This window comes from Clostridium liquoris (genome assembly GCF_002995785.1).
GTDB classification, from domain to species: domain Bacteria; phylum Bacillota; class Clostridia; order Clostridiales; family Clostridiaceae; genus Clostridium_AO; species Clostridium_AO liquoris.
In genome coordinates this window covers 118114-141091 of record NZ_PVXO01000005.1, presented here as the reverse complement: position 1 = coordinate 141091, position 22978 = coordinate 118114, and the positions used below count along the sequence as shown (strand labels likewise).

24 protein-coding genes are annotated in these 22978 nt (G+C 38.6%); 2 read left to right on the top strand and 22 right to left on the bottom strand.

Annotated elements, in window-relative coordinates:
* Window positions 1-8: 8 nt before the first annotated feature.
* The 18 genes from CLLI_RS01050 to CLLI_RS00965 all read right to left on the bottom strand — a co-directional run bounded on the left by CLLI_RS01050 (window position 9) and on the right by CLLI_RS00965 (window position 16381).
* Window positions 9-602 (bottom strand): hypothetical protein, encoded by a 594-nt coding sequence (locus CLLI_RS01050; RefSeq protein ID WP_106062421.1) that lies wholly within the window; start codon window positions 600-602, stop codon window positions 9-11.
* A 164-nt stretch (window positions 603-766) separates the two neighbouring features.
* Window positions 767-1945, bottom strand: a complete 1179-nt coding sequence (metK, locus tag CLLI_RS01045) for a methionine adenosyltransferase (protein ID WP_146127062.1) — start codon at window positions 1943-1945, stop codon at window positions 767-769.
* 17 nt (window positions 1946-1962) lie between these two features.
* Complete coding sequence (locus CLLI_RS01040; protein WP_024400905.1) at window positions 1963-2514, bottom strand: P27 family phage terminase small subunit; 552 nt, start codon at window positions 2512-2514, stop codon at window positions 1963-1965.
* Between the two features lie 111 nt (window positions 2515-2625).
* Window positions 2626-2985, bottom strand: a complete 360-nt coding sequence (locus CLLI_RS01035; protein WP_074050016.1) for an HNH endonuclease — start codon at window positions 2983-2985, stop codon at window positions 2626-2628.
* Window positions 2986-3139: 154 nt separating this feature from the next.
* Window positions 3140-3550: a DUF1492 domain-containing protein gene (locus CLLI_RS01030; protein WP_035150326.1), complete on the bottom strand. Its 411-nt coding sequence runs from the start codon at window positions 3548-3550 to the stop codon at window positions 3140-3142.
* The gene (locus CLLI_RS01025) at window positions 3547-3768 is read right to left on the bottom strand and encodes a hypothetical protein (protein ID WP_207655049.1); all 222 of its coding nucleotides are present in this window, start codon (window positions 3766-3768) and stop codon (window positions 3547-3549) included. Before CLLI_RS01025 ends, CLLI_RS01030 begins: the two co-directional genes overlap by 4 nt.
* Window positions 3765-5126 (bottom strand): DEAD/DEAH box helicase, encoded by a 1362-nt coding sequence (locus CLLI_RS01020; RefSeq protein WP_106062418.1) that lies wholly within the window; start codon window positions 5124-5126, stop codon window positions 3765-3767. The genes CLLI_RS01025 and CLLI_RS01020 overlap by 4 nt, the downstream gene beginning before the upstream one ends.
* Window positions 5107-5388 (bottom strand): VRR-NUC domain-containing protein, encoded by a 282-nt coding sequence (locus CLLI_RS01015; protein ID WP_035150316.1) that lies wholly within the window; start codon window positions 5386-5388, stop codon window positions 5107-5109. Before CLLI_RS01015 ends, CLLI_RS01020 begins: the two co-directional genes overlap by 20 nt.
* A gap of 219 nt (window positions 5389-5607) precedes the next feature.
* Complete coding sequence (locus CLLI_RS01010; RefSeq protein ID WP_106062417.1) at window positions 5608-7974, bottom strand: virulence-associated E family protein; 2367 nt, start codon at window positions 7972-7974, stop codon at window positions 5608-5610.
* The gene (locus tag CLLI_RS01005) at window positions 7971-8405 is read right to left on the bottom strand and encodes a DUF7768 domain-containing protein (protein ID WP_106062416.1); all 435 of its coding nucleotides are present in this window, start codon (window positions 8403-8405) and stop codon (window positions 7971-7973) included. The genes CLLI_RS01010 and CLLI_RS01005 overlap by 4 nt, the downstream gene beginning before the upstream one ends.
* Window positions 8405-9157, bottom strand: a complete 753-nt coding sequence (locus CLLI_RS01000) for a phage antirepressor KilAC domain-containing protein (protein ID WP_050355257.1) — start codon at window positions 9155-9157, stop codon at window positions 8405-8407. The genes CLLI_RS01005 and CLLI_RS01000 overlap by 1 nt, the downstream gene beginning before the upstream one ends.
* Window positions 9158-9250: 93 nt before the next feature.
* Window positions 9251-11185 (bottom strand): DNA polymerase, encoded by a 1935-nt coding sequence (locus CLLI_RS00995; RefSeq protein WP_106062415.1) that lies wholly within the window; start codon window positions 11183-11185, stop codon window positions 9251-9253.
* Between the two features lie 78 nt (window positions 11186-11263).
* A complete protein-coding gene (locus CLLI_RS00990; protein WP_044036310.1) occupies window positions 11264-11812 on the bottom strand; it encodes a DUF2815 family protein in 549 nt (182 codons plus the stop codon).
* Window positions 11805-12953, bottom strand: a complete 1149-nt coding sequence (locus tag CLLI_RS00985) for a DUF2800 domain-containing protein (protein ID WP_106062414.1) — start codon at window positions 12951-12953, stop codon at window positions 11805-11807. The genes CLLI_RS00990 and CLLI_RS00985 overlap by 8 nt, the downstream gene beginning before the upstream one ends.
* A complete protein-coding gene (locus CLLI_RS00980; protein ID WP_106062413.1) occupies window positions 12946-13269 on the bottom strand; it encodes an rRNA biogenesis protein rrp5 in 324 nt (107 codons plus the stop codon). Before CLLI_RS00980 ends, CLLI_RS00985 begins: the two co-directional genes overlap by 8 nt.
* Window positions 13244-13462, bottom strand: coding sequence for a hypothetical protein (locus CLLI_RS00975; protein WP_106062412.1), 219 nt, complete (start codon window positions 13460-13462; stop codon window positions 13244-13246). Before CLLI_RS00975 ends, CLLI_RS00980 begins: the two co-directional genes overlap by 26 nt.
* 45 nt (window positions 13463-13507) lie before the next feature.
* Window positions 13508-14041 (bottom strand): ECF-type sigma factor, encoded by a 534-nt coding sequence (locus CLLI_RS00970; protein ID WP_242975485.1) that lies wholly within the window; start codon window positions 14039-14041, stop codon window positions 13508-13510.
* 471 nt (window positions 14042-14512) lie between these two features.
* The gene (locus CLLI_RS00965) at window positions 14513-16381 is read right to left on the bottom strand and encodes a helix-turn-helix domain-containing protein (RefSeq protein WP_106062410.1); all 1869 of its coding nucleotides are present in this window, start codon (window positions 16379-16381) and stop codon (window positions 14513-14515) included.
* Between the two features lie 270 nt (window positions 16382-16651).
* On the opposite strand from CLLI_RS00965, the gene CLLI_RS00960 reads away from it, so the two are divergent.
* Together CLLI_RS00960 and dcm are read left to right on the top strand one after the other, a co-directional pair.
* Window positions 16652-16855: a helix-turn-helix domain-containing protein gene (locus CLLI_RS00960; RefSeq protein ID WP_058009470.1), complete on the top strand. Its 204-nt coding sequence runs from the start codon at window positions 16652-16654 to the stop codon at window positions 16853-16855.
* Window positions 16856-16896: 41 nt separating this feature from the next.
* Entirely contained in the window at window positions 16897-18672 is a 1776-nt protein-coding gene (gene dcm, locus CLLI_RS14670) for a DNA (cytosine-5-)-methyltransferase (RefSeq protein ID WP_202861484.1), read from the top strand.
* Here dcm and CLLI_RS00945 read toward each other — a convergent pair.
* From CLLI_RS00945 to CLLI_RS00930, 4 genes are all read right to left on the bottom strand, one after another.
* Window positions 18653-18961 (bottom strand): hypothetical protein, encoded by a 309-nt coding sequence (locus CLLI_RS00945; protein ID WP_216585076.1) that lies wholly within the window; start codon window positions 18959-18961, stop codon window positions 18653-18655. The two genes, dcm and CLLI_RS00945, sit on opposite strands and share 20 nt — an antisense overlap.
* Complete coding sequence (locus CLLI_RS00940; protein WP_058009471.1) at window positions 18927-19943, bottom strand: DNA cytosine methyltransferase; 1017 nt, start codon at window positions 19941-19943, stop codon at window positions 18927-18929. Before CLLI_RS00940 ends, CLLI_RS00945 begins: the two co-directional genes overlap by 35 nt.
* 314 nt (window positions 19944-20257) lie before the next feature.
* Window positions 20258-21631 carry a 23S rRNA (uracil(1939)-C(5))-methyltransferase RlmD gene (gene rlmD, locus CLLI_RS00935; protein ID WP_106062409.1) on the bottom strand — a complete coding sequence of 458 codons (1374 nt, stop codon included), beginning with the start codon at window positions 21629-21631 and terminating at the stop codon, window positions 20258-20260.
* Between the two features lie 248 nt (window positions 21632-21879).
* Entirely contained in the window at window positions 21880-22890 is a 1011-nt protein-coding gene (locus CLLI_RS00930; RefSeq protein ID WP_106062408.1) for an aldo/keto reductase, read from the bottom strand.
* Between the last annotated feature and the right edge of the window lie 88 nt (window positions 22891-22978).

Sequence of the window (22978 nt, the reverse complement as noted above, 5' to 3'; positions counted from 1 at the left end):
TGCTTTTACTATTTAAATATATCCCAGTTGTTATAATAGGCAGTCATATCTTTTTCTGTCTCTCTGACCTCAAGTGGTTTACCATCCTTTGTTACTCGGAAATAGAAGTGGAGTTTTTTGTTGGCATCATAAGCCTTATCGTCAAATTCATTAATAAGGTCTTCACGTTTAAAAATAAAGTAATGGAATTCACCCTCTTTGCCTTCAACTACAAAGATGAAATATGGGAAATCTGGATTATCTATTTCTTTATCAAATACAGTATGCCATCCAGAGCAAATTACCTCATCGCTATCAGTGTATGAACGACTATATGAAACCTTGATATTGTATGATTTCCCATTCTTACTTGCTACAATACCACTTCCTTCAGAGCGATTTCCTTTTCGAACACTATACCCATACTTTTCTTCTAGAATTGCCATAATCTCTCTGCGGGTTCGTTTCCTTCCACTTTCCTTTTTTTCTTCTCCGCTAGTTACATCATCTTCACCCTCATCTTTGTTTTGCAACTCTTGCTGGTATTCTTGTAACATATCTACTTTTTCTTCCAGGTCCTTTATCCGTGTAAGCATTTCAAGAATTACTTTTTCATAATTCATCGTAATACCTCCTTTAATTTATCTAATTTAATCATATGTTATTTTTGATTTTTTGTCAATGATAAATTTAGATAAATTATGATGAATTATGGTTATTTAGATAAAGTTGATTCTGTGCTTTCTAGATAAAAAGACTGGAGCATTTTTTTCTAGCAGATAACTACTTATACATATTCCCTATCTACATATTTTTCCACCGCTGCTTTTAATTCATTGTATCTATCAACATCCTCCCAAGGGAAAAGACAACTATTAAAATGTCCATAAACTGCTGTATCAGAGTAGTGAATGTTTCTAAGTCTAAGCTTTTCAATAATTGCTGCAGGCCTTAGGTTGAAAACCTCTTGAGTTGCTAGGGTTAAAACTTCATCTGAAACAGTTCCTGTACCAAATGTATTTATTGAAAAAGCCACAGGATTTGCCTTACCAATGGCATAGGAAATACTGACTTCACATTTCTCAGCAAAACCACACCATACGATATGTTTAGCAATGTACCGAGCCATATAGGCACCGCTTCGATCAACTTTGGTGGGGTCTTTACCACTAAGTGCGCCACCTCCATGGGATGCAAGTCCTCCATAGGTATCAACCATAATTTTTCTACCAGTTAAGCCTGTATCGGCAGCGGGACCACCTTCGACAAATCTACCAGAGGGGTTAATGAGAATTTCTGTTTCATCATCAAATGGGACGTCCTCAAAGCACTGCCATAGGACATTGTTAAGGATATCTGTCTTTAGTTCTTCCTGTGTTTTATTCTTTTCATGCTGTACCGATATCACAATAGTCTTTATTCGCACTGGAGTGTCCCCTTCATATTCCACCGTCACCTGTGCTTTACCATCTGGGTGTATACCTTTTATCAGTTTCCCTTTTCGGCAATCATCCAGTCTCTTTACAATCCTGTGAGATAGTACAAGGGGTAGGGGAAGCATTTCTCCCGTTTCCTTTGTAGCATAGCCATACACAGTTCCTTGGTCTCCAGCACCTATCGAACCATACTGTTCATTTATTCCATTTCTTACTTCCAGTGCAGTATCCACGCCAGTTGCAATATCTACACTTTGTTTGTGTACAAATACATAAATCAAGAATTTAAGAGGGTTGTATCCAATCTCTTTAAGGACATTCCTAACAATGTATCGGATGTCTATTTTCTCGCTGCAGGAGATTTCGCCCGCCACGATAATTTTCCCTTTGGTTGCCATTACCTCACAAGCGACACGTGATGCTTTGTCTTTACGTAAACATGCTTCTAAAATGCTATCTGCTATGATGTCGCATAGTTTATCAGGATGTCCAGCACATACACTTTCAGCTGTTAAATATCTTTTACTCATTATATATCTCCTCATCTTTATTTTCCTCTGCGGGCAGATAGCAGTCGCTCCATCACATCGTCCTGTGGGTTTAAACCAGAATACTCTGTAGCACAATTCTCTTTAACGATTTGATAAATCTCCATCCACAATCTGTTTGTCTGACTCATAAAGTTCTGACTCATAGCTACATAAGGACTTTGAATAGCATTGCCGGTAGTTGGATGCTTGGCAAGAAAGCCAAACTCAGTTACCGCCTCCTCACACTGTATCCATCTGGCCGCACTCATGGCATATCGTTCTAGAAGCTGTGGGAGCACCAAATGGGCACAGCCTCGCTCCTCAAGCCATTTCCAAGTAATTTCATAAATCTCGCTGGCTACTAGGGTTTTCCCGTCCTTTTGCACCGCTGAGAGCATGGCCCTTGGCTTTGGCATTTCCTGCCCCTTTAAATCAGCGGTATTTTGGAAGTCAATGATTTCTAGCTTTCTCTTACCTGGATTTCCCTGTGCAATTTTATCAGCAAGCGGTTTCTTTTTTTGACCAGAGCCTATACGGGCACCGCCACGATTTGTTCCATCTTTGGCCATTCACTCACCTCTTTTCGTTGATGGGTCTATTACCCTGTTTGAAACCGCGAATTTTCACGCGTTACCCCACGCCCGTTGCACATCTAAAAAGCTGTGGAGATTTGACTCCCCCTACCGGGTTCCCCAACGGTCTCCATCTTTTGCAGTGATGGCAGAGTGGCAAGAAGTACAAAGGGACATAAGATTGCTTCTATCATGGGTTCCACCTCTTGCTAGAGGAAGAATGTGATGCACCTCGGTTGCTGGGGTCAGCTTTCCTTGTCGTTTACACTCCTCGCAAAGAGGATGAGCCGCAATGTAGCGGTCACGTATTCTCTTCCATGCACGACCATATCGCTTACGAGTTGCTGGATCGCGGTCATACTTTTCATACCGTGCGGCTTCCTTTTTAGCATGTTCTTCACAAAAACGTCTGTCAGTCAGCTCTGGACAACCAGGATAAGAGCATGGACGCTTAGGTTTCCTTGGCATACTACACCTCCTTTTGCTCATAGAAAAAGCCCTCGCAGGAGAAATGCTCCCGTGAAGGCTTCTGTTTGCTATTATTCCATACTACCATTATATAGCTTTCCCTACGGACAAACAGTGTCATCGTATGCCAACCTGTGCCAAAGTGTGCCAACTTTTATTTAGGAACCTTTAAATGCTGCAAGGCTGATGAGTGAAGTCTATGCACTGTTCTCATAGAAACATTAAGGTTGACACAGATTTCTTCCCAGTTAAGAAAGTTAATGTAGCGGTAGCGAAGAAGCAGCTTTTCATCCACATTTTCCATCTGGTTAATCGCTTCACGAATATCTGACTTAAGCTTTATTAAACGTTCCACCTCTTGTTGTATCTGCTTCTCCAAATCTACTATTCTAATCACGTATTTTTCAAAAGGTGGATCAGTACTTTTTGTTTTACTGACTTTTTCCTCAAGAACAGGAGATGAAACACTTCTTGAGAGTTCCCTTAGATTTTGCAACTCCTCAAGATCGGAATTAATCAGCTCATTTAAGCGATAAGCTTGTTTCAAGAATTCCTTTGCCGTCATCGCACCACCTCCTCATGTAGCTTTTGAATTAGCATCTCAGGATCGAGGGATGTTAGGGTATTGAAATACCCGGAATGAAAGAAACGCTCAATCTCACATTTCGTATATCTAGCAGAATCATTGCGAGGGTATTTTGCTAGTCTTTTCAGAGCAAAACGATAATCTTTGACTGCCTGTAGAATAATGGCATTTGCCAGTTTTTCAAATGCATCCATCATACAACACCCCTCGCTTTCCCCAGATTTGCTTTGACAGCATTTATAAGATCGGACTGTGTCTTTTCCTTTTGTTTCAAGGCTCTCATCACATCTTCATCAATCGTGCCTTTAGTAATAATGTGATGGATAACCACGGTTTCATTTTGTCCTTGTCTCCAAAGTCTTGCATTTGTTTGCTGATAGAGTTCTAGACTCCAGGTAAGACCAAACCAAATAAGTGTTGAACCACCACTTTGTAAATTGAGACCGTGTCCTGCTGATGCAGGATGGATAACCGCCACAGAAATATCACCGTTGTTCCAGTCCTTGATATCCTTGGATGTTTTAATTTCTCTAACATTAAATCTTGCTTTAATACGCTCTAAATCGTGATTATACCAATATGCAATAAGAACAGGTTTGCCGTTTGCACCTTCGATTAAATCTTCAAGAGCATCCAGCTTGCGGTCATGAATAATATGAGTATTTTTATCATCATCATAGACAGCACCGTTTGCCATTTGAAGGAGTTTGCCCGAAAGGACTGCTGCATTCATGGCATCTATTTCTTCATCAGCAAATTCAAGAACCATCTCTTCACGAAAGTGATCATATACGGATTGTTCTTTGTCATTTAGATACACAGGCACTTCATTGATCATGCATTCTGGCATTTTTAGAAAATCAACCGATTTCATTGAAATGGTAATATCTGAAATTAGCCGATATATGGCATCTTCTGCCCCAGGTAACGGTTTATATGAAAATACAATCTGCTGATTACGTTTATCTGGAGTAAAGAAGGAATTGCGGTAGTGAGTTATGTATCTGCCGAGTCTTTTACCCATGTCGAGAATACGAAACTCTGCCCACAAATCCATTAACCCGTTACTGGATGGAGTACCTGTAAGACCCACGATACGTTTCGCCCTAGGTCTGACTTTTAGTAAACTCTTAAATCTTTTTGCTCCATAGGACTTAAAAGATGACAATTCATCAATTACCACCATGTCATAATCAAAAGGAATGCCACTTTTGTTTACTAACCAGTCAACATTTTCTCTGTTTATAAGATAGACACTTGCTGGTTTCCTAAGAGCTGCTAACCTCTCCTGTTCTGTTCCAATAGCCACTGAATACTCCAGTCCTTTTAAATGCTCCCATTTGTTTATCTCATCTGGCCAAGTATCCCTTGCTACCCTTAGTGGGGCAATGACCAGAACCTTTCCAATTTCAAAACTATCAAGACATAAATCAAATATAGCAGTTAAAGTAATTACGCTTTTGCCAAGACCCATCTCTAAAAACACCGCTGCTATGGGATGCTCGAGTATGAAATTCGTAGCATATGTTTGATATTTATGAGGATTGTATTTCATCGAGTATCCCTCCAATCTGCTCTACATCGTCAATGACATAGCAGGTAAAGCCTAACTTTTGTAATTGCTTTATTCTTCTAATCTGTAGTGGACGAGGTTTCTTTCTGGGAGCCTTTAATTCCACAAATGCCATCTTTCCAAGTGGTAAAAGCACTAGGCGGTCTGGCATCCCATCTAAACCCGGACTAACAAACTTCGCTGCAATGCCACCCATCTTTTTTACCTCAGCCACCAGTTTCTTTTCGATATACTTTTCAAGCATAAATACCTCCCATATAAAAAGGCTCGGAACAAGAAAACAACTTTGACCCATTTTTCCTATACGCGCGCGTATGCGTGTATGCACAGGCTACACTTTCTTCTTTTTTACTATTTATAAATAAATAGGATACTTCTTGTTCCACTTGTTCCGAACCGTAGATTTTCCTTTTGATTACTAGCCTTGGGGAAAGAACCAGCATGAGAACAAGGTAAGGTACAACTAGCTTTGTTCCTCGGTTCGGGAATAAGCTCGTTGCTTTCCATAGATAGGAAAATTGATTGTTCCGTTCTTGTTCCCGGTGTACTTGTTCCACCCACTGATCTTTCTCATAATGGCACCGATGGCATAAGAATCAGATGTTCTCATTGAGGATGCATCTTTTCCAAAACATTCACACCAAATCTCCATATTGCAGACAAGGGTTCTTTTTACTGTTCCAACACGGGTGCCGCCGCCAAATTCGCTACCGCCGAGGAAATTTCTACGCTCGTATAAAGACATACTGTCCCAATCATCCGGCAAAAGAGTATCCAGATAGGTACGAACCAATCCTTCTCGTTCATCTGTTTCCATGGCATCTGCCTGCTCACTAGTTGCCATGGATGCATCATCACCTTCAAGGTAGAGTTTTTCGCCCTTCTCATATAGCACTAGTGTCTCTGCCCAAATCTGCTGTACTTCCTCTTTAGTCATCTGCCAAGCTTTCTTTTTGCCATTACCGCTAATACGGACTGGCCAGAATCTTCGATTGCCAGTTATATCCCGAAGAAACCCGCTTTCTGCATTTGTTGAACCTACAATCACACATTGACGGGGATGGCTTTCCACATTGACTCCATAACTTGCCCGGTACTTATCATCTGCCCTCGAAATAAAAGACTTCACAATTTCCACATCCGTCTTACGCATACCAGCAAGCTCACCCAGTTCCAATAACCAATATCCCTGAAGTTTCTCAGCTCCAGATTTATCTTTCATGTCCGTAATGGTCAAACTATCTGAAAACCAATCTCCAGCAAGTTTTGCAAAGAAGGTTGACTTACCGATACCTTGAGGACCGTTTAAGATAAGGACACTATCAAACTTTGTGCCTGGTCTATAAATGCGGGCTACCGCTGCAACCATCGTTTTGCGGATGACTGCTTTTGTATAGGAATTATCTGTTGCACCGAAATAATCAATTAATAGATTATCTACTCGACTAATTCCATCCCATTTTGGCAGGGAGTCCAGATACTCCTTAACAGGATGGTAGGCTCGTTCAGCCGCTACCGCTAACACAGCATCCTTGGTCTTGGTAGGTGAATAAACTCCGTATTTGCTGCTTAAATACACTTTAAGAAGTGCATTATCTGAATCATTCCAACCCGCCTTGATCTGTTCCCAAGGCAGGCCACCTTTGGCATCAATACCATCACGGTGGCAATTAAAAGCTATATGCTGTAATTCCTTGTCATGACGAATAATCAAAACGATGTTGTCTAGAGTGTCTTTTATTCGGCCTTGCTTATCCAATTCCAAAGCTGTCTGCCAATCCTCATCACTAAACTCCTCTTCAGCCTGTGCCTGTCTTTCCTTAGAAAACTCAGCTTTTACTCTTTCATCTTTTATAGCAAACTCGCACATTGCCACAAAAGATGGCATCTTACCAGGAGCTGTAGTGGTAGAAGCTTTATCATCTAAAGAACCGAATTTATGAATACGAACGAGATCAAAAGCATTGAGGAGTAATCCACTTGCTGGGTCTGTAGCATGGTGGCTGTATGCGAATTTATCATCATAGATAATCACACCGGCACTACTATCAGCTGGAATATAATCGTATCGCCCTTCCATAGTAGAAGGTGCATAAACTGCACCTAAGAATTTCTCAATTGCTTCACGAACGGAGTAGGCACGACAGAATGTTCCTACCACACCTTCCTTTAAAAGCGGGTCTGCTTGCTCTTTAAGACTGCGATTTATAACTTCAGACTGCCTGCTTGATACTGGCCATGTTGATGTATCCCGCCAGTTTTGATATTTTGAAAGATAAACATCAGGGTCAAGCAATTCTCCATCCTGCTCTTCATAGACGAATTCACCATTAGAGGAAGTGGATGGCCAATACATAAGGCGATGGGCTTCATAAGTCGTATCATCGAAAAGATCTATGCCGATTTCTTTTGCCACCATACGTCCAACGGCTGCGTATTCTTCTTCGCTGATTTCACGAGCAAGAGGAACTATTAGCCTAAGTCTTGGATTTTCCGGTGTGTGCTTATGGGTGGAATAAACACAGCATTTGAAATCAAAAAGCATACTGATTTGTTCCCAGATGTCCGGTCTACCGTAATCCATATCAAGGGTAAGCAAAGAACGGCATAAAACATTGCCCTTCTTTCGCCTTCCTCCTTTTAAATGCCCTCCAACAAAACCACCCACATCTTTGATATCATCTTGTTGACCTCTTTTTAATTTCCGATATTCTTCTACCGTTTCTGTAGTACGTTGGGTTGTCTTTACACGGGAACAAAAATCCTCCCAGGATATATCTTTGTTTTTCCATTTTCTATCCATCCGGCTATTGCCTACTGCAATTTTCATAAGCTATCAACCTCCTCATGCTCCGGACTAAAATACCTGACCATTTGTCTGCGTTTCTTGGCTACTTCAATTTCCCTCGCCATACCGCTTGAGATGGTATTGCCCAGCACCCACACCTCGGAGCATTTGCCCATAAGCACGATGTCCATAAATATGGCAAGCTCTCGTTCCTCTGGGTTTTCATCATCCATAAACTGTGGAAACATAAGATGGGGAGCAATCGGAATACAGTTTTGGTCTAAGGCAAACCTGCAAAAACTACGAGCCTTTTTAACGTTTCCTTCTACATCACCGGAATAGGGAGAACAGATATATACAAGCGGCTTAAAGGCAGATTTTTTCTCTGCCTTTTTCTTTTTCATTATGTTGGTTAGTGCTTCATGGGGAGTTGGGTCATGGTATCCTTCATGGTTAAATTTGTTGATTCCCATTACACACCCTCCATTTCTATCTGAGGCAAAATACCGTCCGCCTTCAACAGTTCGTAAATGAAGAGTCTGCCTTTTTGAGTCCAATATGTATGGACTTTTGTATGCAGTTCACCGTTACTACCGATGTAGCTATGTGTCTTGGTGCTGGTATAGCCTTTTTCTGCATACTTCTGATATAAAAGCCAGATACCACCTTGTTTAAATTGGATGCCCTTTTTATTAAGATAGCGGTTCATCCAAATAGCTGACTTGCCGTAATCTTTGGCAATTGCTGATGTAGAAATGAGGTCTTTGCAATTTAGAACTACATCATAATAGGAGACTTTCGGTTTCATTTCCGCAATTTGCTGATTCTGGACAGCAATCGTACCTTCAAGTAATTTATTTTGATTCCTTACTTGATTTAGTTGCTGATTGGCAAACTGTAATGCCCTTGCCATGATTGCTTCTGGAGAGTTCCATCGTCTTTCAATTTCAAGAAAGTACCCGCGGCATTGTTTTCCTTTTGGAGTACGCTGTATCATGCATAGCTCTTTTGCCATATCAATTGTTATTTGGTGGTCAACAGCTGGTCTTCCACCAGTACTTTCCGACAGAAATGTCGAAAAGTCCGTACCCTCCACAAATCCATACTCACACATTCTTGGAAACCATTTATCATAGGGTGTTTTCACTTCCAAAACTGCATGCAAATCACGGCCAAGTACTGTGGGGCGGTCTTTTTCATAGTTGATTCTTACTAATTCGTCCATACGAATTACCTCCTGTAATATAGTCAGAGAGGAAACCCCTCTACCTAATAGCCACAGGAGGTAATGAATGTTGAGGATTTTGAAAAAATATATTTAATCTTTTTGATAAAACTGACACTCATAGCCATCAGCACTAAGTAACAGACCATTTGCCCATGTTGGTGTTCTAGCCATTTGATCACAAATAGTAGAAAGTGACATACTCATATCCGCTTCGATTATAATTTCATCGTGCACATGAGCCACAATGGAACAATTCTTTAACGTCTGCATGGCGTGGCACAAAATGTCACGACTGATTGCCTGGACAATATTCTCTACAAATTTTGGTCCATAGCTTTCGATTCTTTCCCATTTCTTCGTCCCACCGATACCTTCATAAGTAACTGACTCACCACCAAATACATTCTCTCCCATACGAGGTTTCACATAGGAAAGTCGCCTGCCGGAAGGAAGGACAATAAAGAGCATTCCACTTTGATATATAAATTTAATACCGTGTGTTTCTGTAGGAGTTTTTTGCTTAACGCAGGTTTTTACAGCACGGTCAACATCCCACCATAGTTTTGTAATATTGGGATTGGATTGTCTCCAAGCCGTTACAAGAGGTTGAAGTTCCTCTTCTTCAATTCCCATCTCCAAAGCACCCATTGATTTCAGTGCACCAATAGATCCACCGTAACCTAGGGCTAATTCAGCAATTTTTCCCTTCTGACGAAGATGTCCATTAACACCGTTTTTCTCCACAGGTACATTAAACATCTGAGATGCACTTGCACAGTAAATGTCACCGCCATTTTGGAATACATCTATTCTCCATTTTTCTCCCGCAAGCCAGGCGATAACGCGAGCTTCAATCGCTGAAAAATCTGCAACTATAAACTTCATGCCCTCCTGTGGTATAAAAGCAGTTCGGATAAGTTCTGATAGTACCTCCGGGATAGAATCATATAGTAAGGTAAGAGCATCAAAGTTTCCGCTACGAGCTAAAGCACGAGCCTGTTCCAAATCAGGCATATGGTTTTGAGGGAGATTTTGTAGTTGAATAAGCCTGCCCGAAAACCTACCAGTTCTGTTTGCTCCATAAAACTGAAACATTCCTCTTGCACGACCATCATTACATACTGCATTCTCCATTGCCGTGTATTTTTTTATCGATGATTTTGCAAGCTGCTGACGAAGTTCCAAAACGGTACCTAGTGGTTCAGGTGCTGTCTTTAACATCTCAGCAACCGCTTTTTTACCAAGGCTATCTGTTTCCAATCCGTTATCAGCAAGCCATTCTTTCATTTGTTGTACAGAGTTTGGATTCTCCAAATTAGTTATATCCTGCATTAAAGCCATTAGCTTTTCCCGCGACTGTTCATCCATCTTGACGGCTTGTTTTACAAAAGCCATGTCAATAGCGATACCACGATCATTGATTTTCTGGTCAAGATGATATTCTGACCATATATTCTCTGGAAGCGGGAATTTAGATAGTCTCTGCTGTATTGACATCTCAGTTTCCACATCACGGAGGTTATATGCTTTAAATCGCTCCCATTTATCCATGTCGTGTTTTGGCAAATTACGAACTCGTCCTCCGTTTGATTTAGTAGGGGAGCAAGGTGTACAGAAATATTTAATGAGGTCTTTGCCTTCCGTCAATTTTTGTTTTTCCAATCCTAAGACTGCACCGACACCTTCAAGAGAAAGCGGAAGTCCCATATAAGCCGACCATACCATTGAACATTTCCAGGATGTAGGGTCAAGATAATCAGTAAGGTTAAGCCATTTTGATAGGCAAACACGCTCAAACATAGCATTAAAGGCCCATTTGGTAACGGAATTATCCATAAGGGCATTGATTATTTCATTAGGGATTTTCTCTCCGCAGGCAAGATCGACCACCTGAACTGCACCACCATCAACCGAATAACCAAACAATAGAATTTCAAAATCATCACTCTCGGCATAACGGTAAACTCCACATTTTTGAAGATTGGCACTACTAAATGTCTCAATATCAATAGATATAGAATTCATGTATTACACCCTTTCCAATGCAAACGAGGTGACAGAAGAACAACTTCCACCACCCCGTTTGTATTCATACTTTAGCTGTTATGCTAGGAAATCATCATCTTCAATTGTGGTGAAATCATCAGCCGCTGTGGTTCTGCTGCCTAAAGGCTCTCCGTCTCTAATCTTCTGGATGTTACCAAGTCCGCAGGCCACACCCTTGTTCCCATTAGAATTGAAAGCATAGAAATTAAGTGACACTCTTGCATAGCAACCACTGTATACCTCATTGCGATCCAGAATAGGCTTGACTGCTTTATCTACAATCTGAGGCGGAGTAGTGCTGTTGGCATTTACAAAATAATGTCCTTTATAAGCCTCATCATCTCGTTCTACATCACCATCTCGAAGCGGCAGCTTGATAGCAGCCTTATTTGGTTTTTTACCGCCAAACTTTGCAATGCCCTCTTCAATAGCTGCATCAACTGCTGCATTGATGGCATTAATGGTTTCCTTATCCGATTTAGGAATCAATACCGATACACTATACTTTTCTGCCCCACCATTGATGGATACCGGTTCCCAGCCATGAAAGTAGCTGAGACGTGTGTTTACACCAGTAATAACCTTCGTTCTGTTTTTATTATTCATATTCACATTCCTCCGTTATTTCGTTAAATTCGTTTTTTGCATTAGATACGTTCATAGCCGGACGCTTATCCGATAGCGGGACCAGAGTCGGCTTTCCCGGTGGCTTGTATATAAGATCACCGAGTATCTTCTCAAATTTTGATTTGCCCATCAGCCTTTCCATTTCCGTAAGAGTGATGAGACTCTGACGAAAGATATCTTTATAACCGTTTGCTTTGGCTACTTCAGCCACAGCATCTTCATCCTTGAATTTGCGGACAGATCTGCCCTCAACAACCTTAAAACCATGCCACTCTTTACCGTGATTAACAGCTGCATCGGTGGCATAAGCAATGATTTCATTTGCCCACTTCGTAAGATCGGACAGTTTAGATAGAACTTCCTCGATTTCAGAGTCCGTAAGTAGTGGGGGTAGCTTGAATTCCGATTGTGCCAATTTCAGTTTTTCCTCGGCCCTAGCACGGCATTTAACTGCCGCTCGACAGAAAGTACACCACTCACCCGGAAGATATTCACCTTCACCGTCATAAGCTTTTTTAGCCCTTGGTTTTAGTTCTTTTTCTGCCCAATCTTTCAGATCCTCTACCCGTATTGTCCATGTGCTGACATTCTCTCTGCGTGGCTGGAAAATGGTCATGGAAACTTCCTCGATGTCGTACAAACTATCGTAAATTTCTAAAGCACCCAGTGCGTACAACTTCATCTGTGGATTGTCCACCGCATCTACCAATACTCCCATGCCATACTTGAAATCGATAATGTGAAGTTTCTTATCGGCAATAATGATGCAGTCACCGGTTCCAAATCCCTGTGGAACATAGCAAGAAAAATCAAGACGCTGTTCGATTAGTATTAAAGGGTCTGTGCAGCTCTGCTTTGCCAGCTCCAACTGCTCCATTACAAATTCCACATATGCATCACTGTGTTCTTCCATCTCATCGGAGTTATAAACTGAGACAGGACGCTTACTTCTCATATGAAGTGCTTTTTTGAGTTTATGTTCGCAGAGAGCATGGGCGGCGGTGCCTTCGGCAGCTGCACTGGATTCGTTATTTACAAACTCCAGTTCCAATCGTGCAGACGGAAGGCAATTCAACCACCTATGTGCTCCTGATGCGGAAAGAACTGCATGATTACTCATTACCAAGTACCTCCGCATCTTTTAACATATCTGCATAATGTTTCGGGTCCACCTCGCTTAATTTAGAGCCTCCGTATTTTTGGATTATTTCTCTTACTTGGGCAGTAAGACCGGCTTGACTCTTTTCAGCGAGTTTTGCTCTGACTTCCTCCAGAGTGATTTCTTTTTTATTTGGTTCAGGCTCTTTTACAGTTGAAGTTGGTTCTTTTGTTTCGACAGGTTCATTGCCTGCCATTACATCAGCAACCGCTTGTATGCTGTCTGCCAAAGAGTGCATATCGGAAACCACATCAAGAAGTAGCTTGATCTTGCTCATGGTTTATTCCTCCTTCCTTAATCTCACTGATGGCGAGTTCCTGTACGGTGTCACCCGGAACAAGGATGGTTATTTTCTGCTTATCACCAAGTAAAAAACGAAGGAAACGCTCCCTAATGGTGACGTTTCGACAGGAAACAATCCCGCCAGTCTGTGGTTTTTTTGAAACACTGATTTTCAAGTTGTGCTTCATGTATTCACCTCTTTCCGAGAGCGTTTATTTGCTGCCCTCTAACTATTAGCCGTGGCAAGAGGGGAAAGTTGAGGATTTTGGATAGATTTTTTTGAAATTTTTCTTAGCTGTATCTAAGCGGTGTGAAATGGCACTTACACTTACTCCCTCACGTTCTGCATACTCCGTTACCGAAACACCATCCAAGACTATAGCTATCAGTAGCTCCGCTTGTTTTTTCTTGAGAGCCTTGCGAATAATTTCACAGATATGCTCATACTCTTCTTTTTTCTCTCTAGCCATTTCATCTGAGTAGTCAGGAAAATAGTCCATATGGTCGGTTTCATCAACCTCTTGGTCATCCTTGCGGAATGGTTTCTTTGGCATACCTCTATGCCTGTCAAATTTGTGCCAGTTATTGTACTCCGGCTTGTTGAAACGTTCGTCCATTATCTCCTGTGGAGAGCGCCGGGTCACGGTTTCTTTGTCCTCTGCAGAAGACAGCCTGTCCTCATAATCCGCCTCAATCATTAAGGTGAAGTCCTCGTCTGGTACCTCCAGATAGATAGATTTGTTTTCGTGCTGAATTCTAATTTTCATTTTGCATCCTTTCCGCCGGATTGCATTGGCGGCAAAGGATACAAAAATAGGCCTGTACCAGAAGTACACAGACCTTTTTATCCTGAAAATGAGCGCAATAAGGTAAGGTACTTCTATTGCACCGCAACAATCCTTACGGATTGGAGCGAAACAATATGTATCCTCTGCCCTTATTGCAAATCAGGCATTCGATATTTTTTTGTAGACGAGGAAACGGTCTTAATCTAGCTACTTACGAAGGACCTTTCCTTCGTCTAATATTATTGTAAGGTAGAAATGGACAGCCTTGGCGGACACCTCATGCCCGGTTATTTCATACTCAAAATGATGCTTTTCTCCTCATAAACACCTAAAAACAGCAATAAAAAAAGCCATACACAAACCCTTAAAAGGATTCATGTATGGCTCATGTGCCTAACAGCTAAAAAAACGGACATCCCGTGTCCGCTTTTTCAAAAATATTTTGAAATTTTATAATGGGTCTGCACCATGTTCCTGTAAAAACGCTCTAATCTCATCCATCGATTTTGGATATAGGTGAGTCAGGGCAAAATTATACCAAATATGACTATCGTTATTGAAGTTTAACGAAAAGGGGGAATTGCGAATTATATGACTACTAATATTAGGTGGTAGATGAAGTCCAAGGCAAATTAAGATTATGGAATTGATAGAACCTGGCTCTTCACCATTAACGATTCGTCTTATAGTACGTTCATTAATCAGTATTCGTTCAGCTAATTCTTTATAAGTTACATTTTTCCATTCACGCACTATTTTAAGAGAGCTTGTATAACTATTTGGCAGTTCATTATAGATCCGCGTTTCTTCAGCCAGTGTATCAGCTAGTATCTTTGCTTTCTTCTCTGGAGTCGCGTGTTCAAAACCGTTACAGTATTTTATGTCGAAATCAATATTTGATGTCTTATCTCGGTTGAGAAAACATTCAGTATAATATCTTTCCTTACATCCAGACTTGACTGATAAGTTAAAAACCAAACAGCATTCTTCCATATGGGTTCGTGCATAATCAGTAAGTACAGTCTGTCCAAATATATCCTGTGTTAAATATTTGGGATGATTTAAAACAAAGTGAGAATCTACATAAACATAACTTCCATCTCCAACTAAAGCTGCCATTTCAGGATTAGTTATGCTTTGGATGGCAGCATCCTCCGCACTTATAGAGAACGTTTGATTTCTTTCAAGTGCACCTTTCTTAAACCTATGAGGTTTGACGTAACGACCATCTATGTAAGTAAAAGTTCCAATTGCTTCCTCATACCCAGCATCAATCATTCGGATTTTTGCTGCGGTTCGAGAAACACAGAAAAACGTAGCCAAAGCGTCAATAACTGGTTCCATTACATCTATAAGTTCAGACGTTCCTAATTCCGTACGAAATTGCTTAATATACTTAAACGCTTGGGTTTTAAACATTGCAAGTGGCATTTGTATCTTTGGAGTGAGAGCATTTGCCTGCCATTCCATCCAATCAGTTGCATCTCTGCTATTGTCTTTTATGCCACCAACAACCTGACACTTGATTCGTGTTAGACTGTTGTTATAGAGCCGCTCCAATTCAAATGCTTTTCTATGCTGATCCCAATGAACACACTCATGGACAATGGTATTGTTTACCGATCCTAGATTACGTAGGAAGAACGCTTTTGGATCAACTATGATAGTTCTGGCATCTACATGGGTCTGTACCATTTCATCACTGTCTTCATCATAGAATACTGCATCACAATCATGAAAGTATAGCTGTCCAAAAACAGAGAAATCCTTTGTAATTTCTCTCATTTCCACTGTAAGACCCATTTTTTCTGCTAGTACTTGTGGTTCAATTGCCATTGGGGTTTTTAGTGCTTCTGGGTAATGTCTGCGAAGAAAGTCTGTAGCGACAGATTCAAGTTGCTCCTTATGAATGATAGGGACAAGAGAGTCCGACATAGGTTTGGGCTGCTTATTTTTACTGGTATACTCAGTTACACTAGAGATTGTAAAGTCATCTAAATTGCAAGCCAAATCTCCTGAACATGTCAGCATAAACCACTGCCTACAATTTTCCGATTCATCATAATGATAGTCTGACTCACGGACTTCTAATTCGGCTTCCACAACAACATCAAATTCTATTTTCATACCTGGTAAGTCATTAACAGATACAAACTTTACTTCTATATCTGATAATTCTATGCCACCAATATTTCGAACCCTGTATAGCCTTAAGTCTAAATCATCGTAGTTATCCGTGGTGTAACTTTGTATAGCAGCAAATATTTCATTATAGAACCTATCTGCCACATAGTCTTTAAAAGAACGATTACCCGCCACTATATTATCCCCCTCTCCAATCAATGTTAAAAAGATTTATTCTGCTTCTAAAATATCTCTCTTTTTATTAATCCCTTGGATAATATTGTAACATCGTAATAAAGAGCTTTCAATCGATTCTGCATGAAAATCTTGCTATCGCATGATTATTCATGCTTTAAGCATTGTTTTTTACATTTTGAGGTGATATACTTGAAAAAGGACTTGTAAAGTGGCCTATTATTAAGCCACTTTACTTCTTTTAATGTAGAAGTTGAGAGGTGGAAATTGATGTCCATAAGTTATAAAAAATTATGGAAATTACTTATCGACAAAGATATGAAAAAGAAAGATTTACAGATAGCTGCAGGAATAAGCTCATCTTCCATTACTAAAATGGCGAAGAATGAAAATGTAAGTACAGAAACTTTAACTAAAGTTTGTAAAGCACTTGACTGCGATATTTCCGATATCGTTGAAATAATAAAAGACTAGCCTTATTAAGCAGAAGTCTAAGCAAATATACGGAGGTCATTATGAAAATAAATACATTTTTCGACTTTTGTTCGGGAATCGGAGCCGGAAGGCTCGGTTTAGAGCAAAGTGGATTAAGATGTGTCGGTTATTCAGATACAAGTAGACTATCGGTAGCAACATATAAACAGATGTTTGATACTGAAAATGAAAAGAATTATGGAAACTTAAAAAAAATTAAAAGTGAAACTCTACCATCATTTGATCTTCTAATTGCAGGATTCCCTTGTCAGACATTCTCTGTCATAGGTAGAAAAGCAGGATTTAATGATGATAGAGGGCAGATCATTTTTCACCTTATAAGAATCCTTAACGAGACTCGCCCGAAATGTTTCATATTAGAAAATGTACGTGGACTTGTGAGCCATGACAAAGGTGCAACAATTAAAAAGATTATGACTGAATTTGATGATATTGGATACTCAGTTGTTTATAAGGTTTTAAACAGCCTTGATTACGGCGTTCCTCAAATGCGGCAACGAGTATATTTCATTGGATTTGATAAAAAATCGAATCTTTCTGCCGATGGCTTCGAATGGCCAACAGTAGAGCCCGTACCTGGTTTAGAAAATTATTTAATTGATTCAAACAACGATATATCAGAGATTAATCTTGAAAAATTCACATATTACCTAAAAAACCCAACAAATCAGGGAAAGTATGTACCAACAGATTTCTTGGATGAAGAATTACTTATAATCGATACAAGAATGTCAGATTTAAGGTTATACCGTGGAAAGGTGCCAACTTTACGCTCTCAAAGAGACGGGATCTTTTACATAAAAAATCATGCCATTAAAGAACTAACAGGTTTTGAAGCACTACTTTTACAAGGTTTTCCTGTACAATATGCAGAAAAAGTAAAAGACAGTGTTACAAATAGACACTTACTTATGCAGGCTGGAAATGCAATGACAGTTAATGTCATTAAAAAGTTAGGTGATTGTATCATTAAACATCTTAAAAAAAGAGGAGGTAATATAATGTCATCAATATGGGAAGATTTTGAAATTGACTGTACCGAATATTTAAATAGAAAATTCGGTGATTATGCAAGCTTTAAACATGAGGGGGGATCTGACTCCACTATACCAGACATTAAAGTTACAACTAAGTCTGGCAATATTTTTTACATTGATGCAAAGCACTCTCCAGCACAATGTGGTCAATTTGTTTTGCTACCAGATATTGCATCAAGTACATTTATTTATAGCCGTCTAAATACCACTCCAATTAATACATACGCAAAACAAATCATTGAACATATGAATGCCCAATTTGACGAGTTTAAGGAGGCTGGAACAGCAGGAAAAGATATAGTAATGAATAATGGTTCTGAAATCTTTTCAAATTGGATTATCGACAGCTACAGAAATAAGGGTGCTCGCTATTTTATAACAAATAACTATACTATTTTACCTGTTGAAAGATTTAGTGAATATTTTAATGTTAGTGCTAAATACAGAGTTAAACGCAGTGGGTCAAGTCATGTTGGAAAGAGTAATATATCCAATGTTCTAAACTATATTAAATCCAATGGCTATAATATTGAAAGCTCAAGAACAGATGCTGGCAAGCTTTTTGTCGTTTCAGCGGAATCCTTACACAACCAACGTTTCCTATTACACGGTTATGAATATATGTTCTCTCTACGAGACTCTGAATACGAAATCAGAAAGCTTTCTAATACATTTAATGCAAACGTCATTTTTTCAATTGACTTAAAGTCAAATAAAAGCGGTATTGGACCAGATGAGTTCATTCAGGCTTTGAGGTAATCTCGTCCTCAATGAATTGCTTATACTTATTTAGTGCATACTTAAATATACTAAGCTGGTATTTACCAATTGGCAAATCTACATTTTTAAACTTATTCATATTGTCATTTAAACCTTTGTTTTGAAAAAGGGAGAATAGGTAATAAAACTTATCACTGCGATATTGCTCATCAATATCGCAGTTTTCTATCGCCTTTTCAAAACGTTTCAATCTCGACACAAGATCACTTTGCATCTTTTTGGATATATTATTTTTAGATAGCCATTGTCTGAATTCTATTTCCCTCATTCTTTGCTCCCTCCATGGCACTTCCTATCTCTTGACCAATCAGTTGCAAAACATCAATAACTACAGAATTACCAAATTGCTTATAGGCTTGATTATCACTCTTGCAAATTTTGTAACTATCTGGAAACCCCATTAGTCTAGCACATTCTCTAGGATGCAATTTTCTGGTTTTTCCATTAATTAAGTATCCTCCCGTTTTGGCAAATATTCCTCCACCGTTAGCCGATAGCGTAATCGCTATCCCTTTTACACTATATATTCTTTCACCTTGACCGCCTTTATTTACTATTCCTAATCTAATTGGTTTGTTACTGTACTTGTTATCTTCCACCCCATTGAAATAAGTATCTGGCCTCTGTATGTATAGATGTTCTACCTGGCTTTCATCTTCTAATAAAAAGTCTTCAACATGTTTTTTCAATGGGAAAGGCTTTGGAAAATTAAACTCTTCAATGTCTAAATCATTTCTAAAGCAAACCATGTAAATACGCTCTCTCTTTTGAGGAATTCCATAATCAGCAGCGTTTAAAACTCTCTGATGGAATGTATACCCCAACTCTTCCATAATGGTTTTTACCACGGACAAAGTATTACCATTATCATGAGAAGCAAAATTCTTAACATTTTCCATAAAAACTACCTTTGGCTTCTTAGCTTTCACAATTCTTGCGACATCAAAAAATAATGTACCTCTACTATCTTCAAATCCACGCTGTTTCCCACTTATTGAGAAAGCCTGACATGGAAATCCAGCACATAGAATATCATGATCAGGAATAGAGTTTTCATCTACTTGAGTAATGTCTCCATCAGGGATATCTCCAAAATTCTCTGCATAAACTTCTCTTACAGGTTCATCCCATTCACTTGAATAAACACATTTTGCACCCAGCGATTCTAATGCAATTCGAAAACCACCTAATCCTGCAAATAAATCGATAAAAGTAAAACCAGAAAGCGACTTTTTCTTTATATTAATCATAGTGAATCTCCTCTTTAAGTTTTAATTTCTACTATCATTATAGCGCATTGCGCTATAATTTCAAGTTCTTTAGTCCTAAATTACTAAGTGTTTTCTCAATCAATTATCTGTTTAACCCCATGTATATCTATCCTATCTCCTCGACCCTACGATTTTATCTAATCTGTCAACTCAACCCTACACACTTTTTTACAGTCGACCTGTTTCCTCAATAAATAAAAATAAGGATTTCCAAGGTTAAGAGGACTGCCAGACATCAGACAGAAAATCTTACAACCTTGAAAACCCTTTATTTATCAGTGTTTTGAATACCCCTACTTCTCAACCCTTGACATCAATGTCACGCACTCAACGTGGCTCGTTTGCGGGAACATATCCACTGGCTGCACCTTTTTAGCTTCATATCCTAAACCTTTTAAAATTCCTAAATCCCTGGCAAGAGTTGCTGGGTCGCAGGATACATATACTATTCTTTTTGGGCTCATTTTGGCAATTTCCTCTAAAAGGGATTTTTCGCAGCCCTTTCTTGGAGGATCTACCACCACTACGTCTGCTCTTATTCCTTTGTTAATAAGCCCTGGGATTACTTCTTCCGATTTTCCCACAATAAATTCAGCATTATTAACACCATTTTCCTTAGCATTTATTATAGCATTGTCTATGGCATCCTTTATAATTTCCACTCCATATACCTTTTTTGCTTTCTGTGATAAAAATAAGGAGATTGTTCCAGTTCCACAGTAAGCATCAAATACTACTTCTTCTCCTTTTAAATCAGCATATTCCAAGACTTTATTATATAATATTTCTGTTTGGGTAGGATTAACTTGAAAGAAGGCTAATGGAGCTATATTAAATTTAAACTTTCCTATGTAATCTACTATAATGTCTTTTCCCCAAAGGGTAATATTTTCCCCGCCTAATATTACATTTGTTTTTTTATTATTAACATTTTGTATAAGGCTTTTTAATCCAGGTATATGTTCCACAATCATATTAATAAACTCTTTCTTATAAGGTAGTTCTTCAGTTCTTGTAACTATAACCACCATAATCTCACCTGTTTTAAATGCTTTTCTTATCATTATATGTCTTATAATGCCTTTATCCATTTCCTCACTATAGGGTTCAACTTTATATTTCTTTATCCATTCCTTAGTTAATGCAATAACTTTATCTCCTATTTCATCCTGTATGAAACATGCATTTATATCAATAATTTCATGACTTCTATGAGCATAAAACCCTATTTTTATCTCCTCATTATGTTTTCCCACAGGCAGTTGTACCTTATTTCTATATCTATATGGATTTTTCATACCTATAACTGGTTCTACCTTTGCATCTATCTTTCCTATTCTATTTAAAACATCCTTTACCTTTTGTCTCTTAAACTCTAACTGGCCTTTATAGGATATATGCTGTATTTGGCATCCACCACATCTATTATATATTGGACAAACAGCTTCTGCTCTGCTTGGAGAAAGTTCTAAAACTTTAAGCAATTTGCTAAAAGCAAAATTTTTATTTACTTTCACTATCCTTACATTACATCTCTCCCCTTTTATTGCTTGTGGGACAAACACTGTGAAGTTTTCTATTTTGCCTACTCCTTCACCTTCACTGCCCATACCGCTTATATCAACAATATAATCTTTATTTTTTTCTACTGGAATATTTTTTGCCATATTATCACCTTTTAATAAGTATTTTATACATAAATACATGTATAATAGTATAATAAAGAGGATTTCAATGCAATAAAAAAATTGCACCTATAAAAGGTGCATAGTAAGAATCAGTTGTCCTTATTTTCATTATCTTTTTATTTTATCCACATATATTTTTATTATACAACAAAAAATTGATTTTGTATCATTAATATAATAAAAAATAGATAAAAAGTTAAAATAAAACTGTAAACCTTGTTATTTTTTTATTCATTAAAACACTTTCTAACTTCTTTGAGCATTTTTCTTATAGGTAAATCATACGGGCACTTCTTTTCGCAGCTGCCACATTCCACACAATCCTTAGCTCTATTTTTTATGCTATAGTATCTTTGTTCAGCCCATTCCTGTAAACCATATCTTTCTTTGTATGCTTTTAAAATCAATATACCTGGTATATCAATTCCCTCAGGACATGGTCCGCAGTATCCACATCTTCTGCAAAATTCTGTTCCCAATTCCTTAGATATTTCTACTATTTTATTCTTCTCATCTTCAGTAAGAATATCTAAGTTTTCTCCTACCTTGGTATTTTCCTCTATTTCTTCAAGAGTTGCCATACCGGGTATGGCTGTTGTAACATTATTATTTTGTAGAATGTACTTTAAAGCTAATTTCCCATCTGTAAGTGCTCCTCCAGCCATAGGCTTCATGGCAATAACTCCTATGTTCAACTCCTTTGCTCTATTAAATAGCTTTTCACCCTGATTTTCAACTAAATTATAAGGATACATTATGGTTTCAAATTTTCCTGTTTCCACAGCTATATTAAGTATATCTAAACTATGAGATGTAATTCCTATATGTCCTATTTTACCTTTTCCCTTCATTTCTAATAAAGCATTATATGCACCATCCTCACTTAATACCTTATAGTAATCCTCATCAGTCTTTACATTGTGAAGTTGATATAAATCTATATAATCCGTTCTTAGATTTTCTAAACTCTTCTCCACATCTTTTATCATTGAATCCTTATCCCTTGCCATGGATTTAGTAGCAATAATCCATTTTTCTCTTCTTCCTTCCAATGCATATCCTATATATTCCTCTGAAACTGTATACCCTCTAGCAGTATCTATAAAATTTACTCCCTTTTCTTCACATCTAATTAAAAGTTCTTTTACTTGTTCCTTATTAGTTTTCTGAATAGGTATTCCCCCAAACCCTATTGCTGATACTTTTAATTCTGATTTCCCAAGTTTTCTATATTCCAAATATAACATCTCCCTTTACCATATTTTAATTTAATTCTACATTTGATATATTGGGTTGTCAATTTTAAAAAAAGTGCCTGACAGCAGA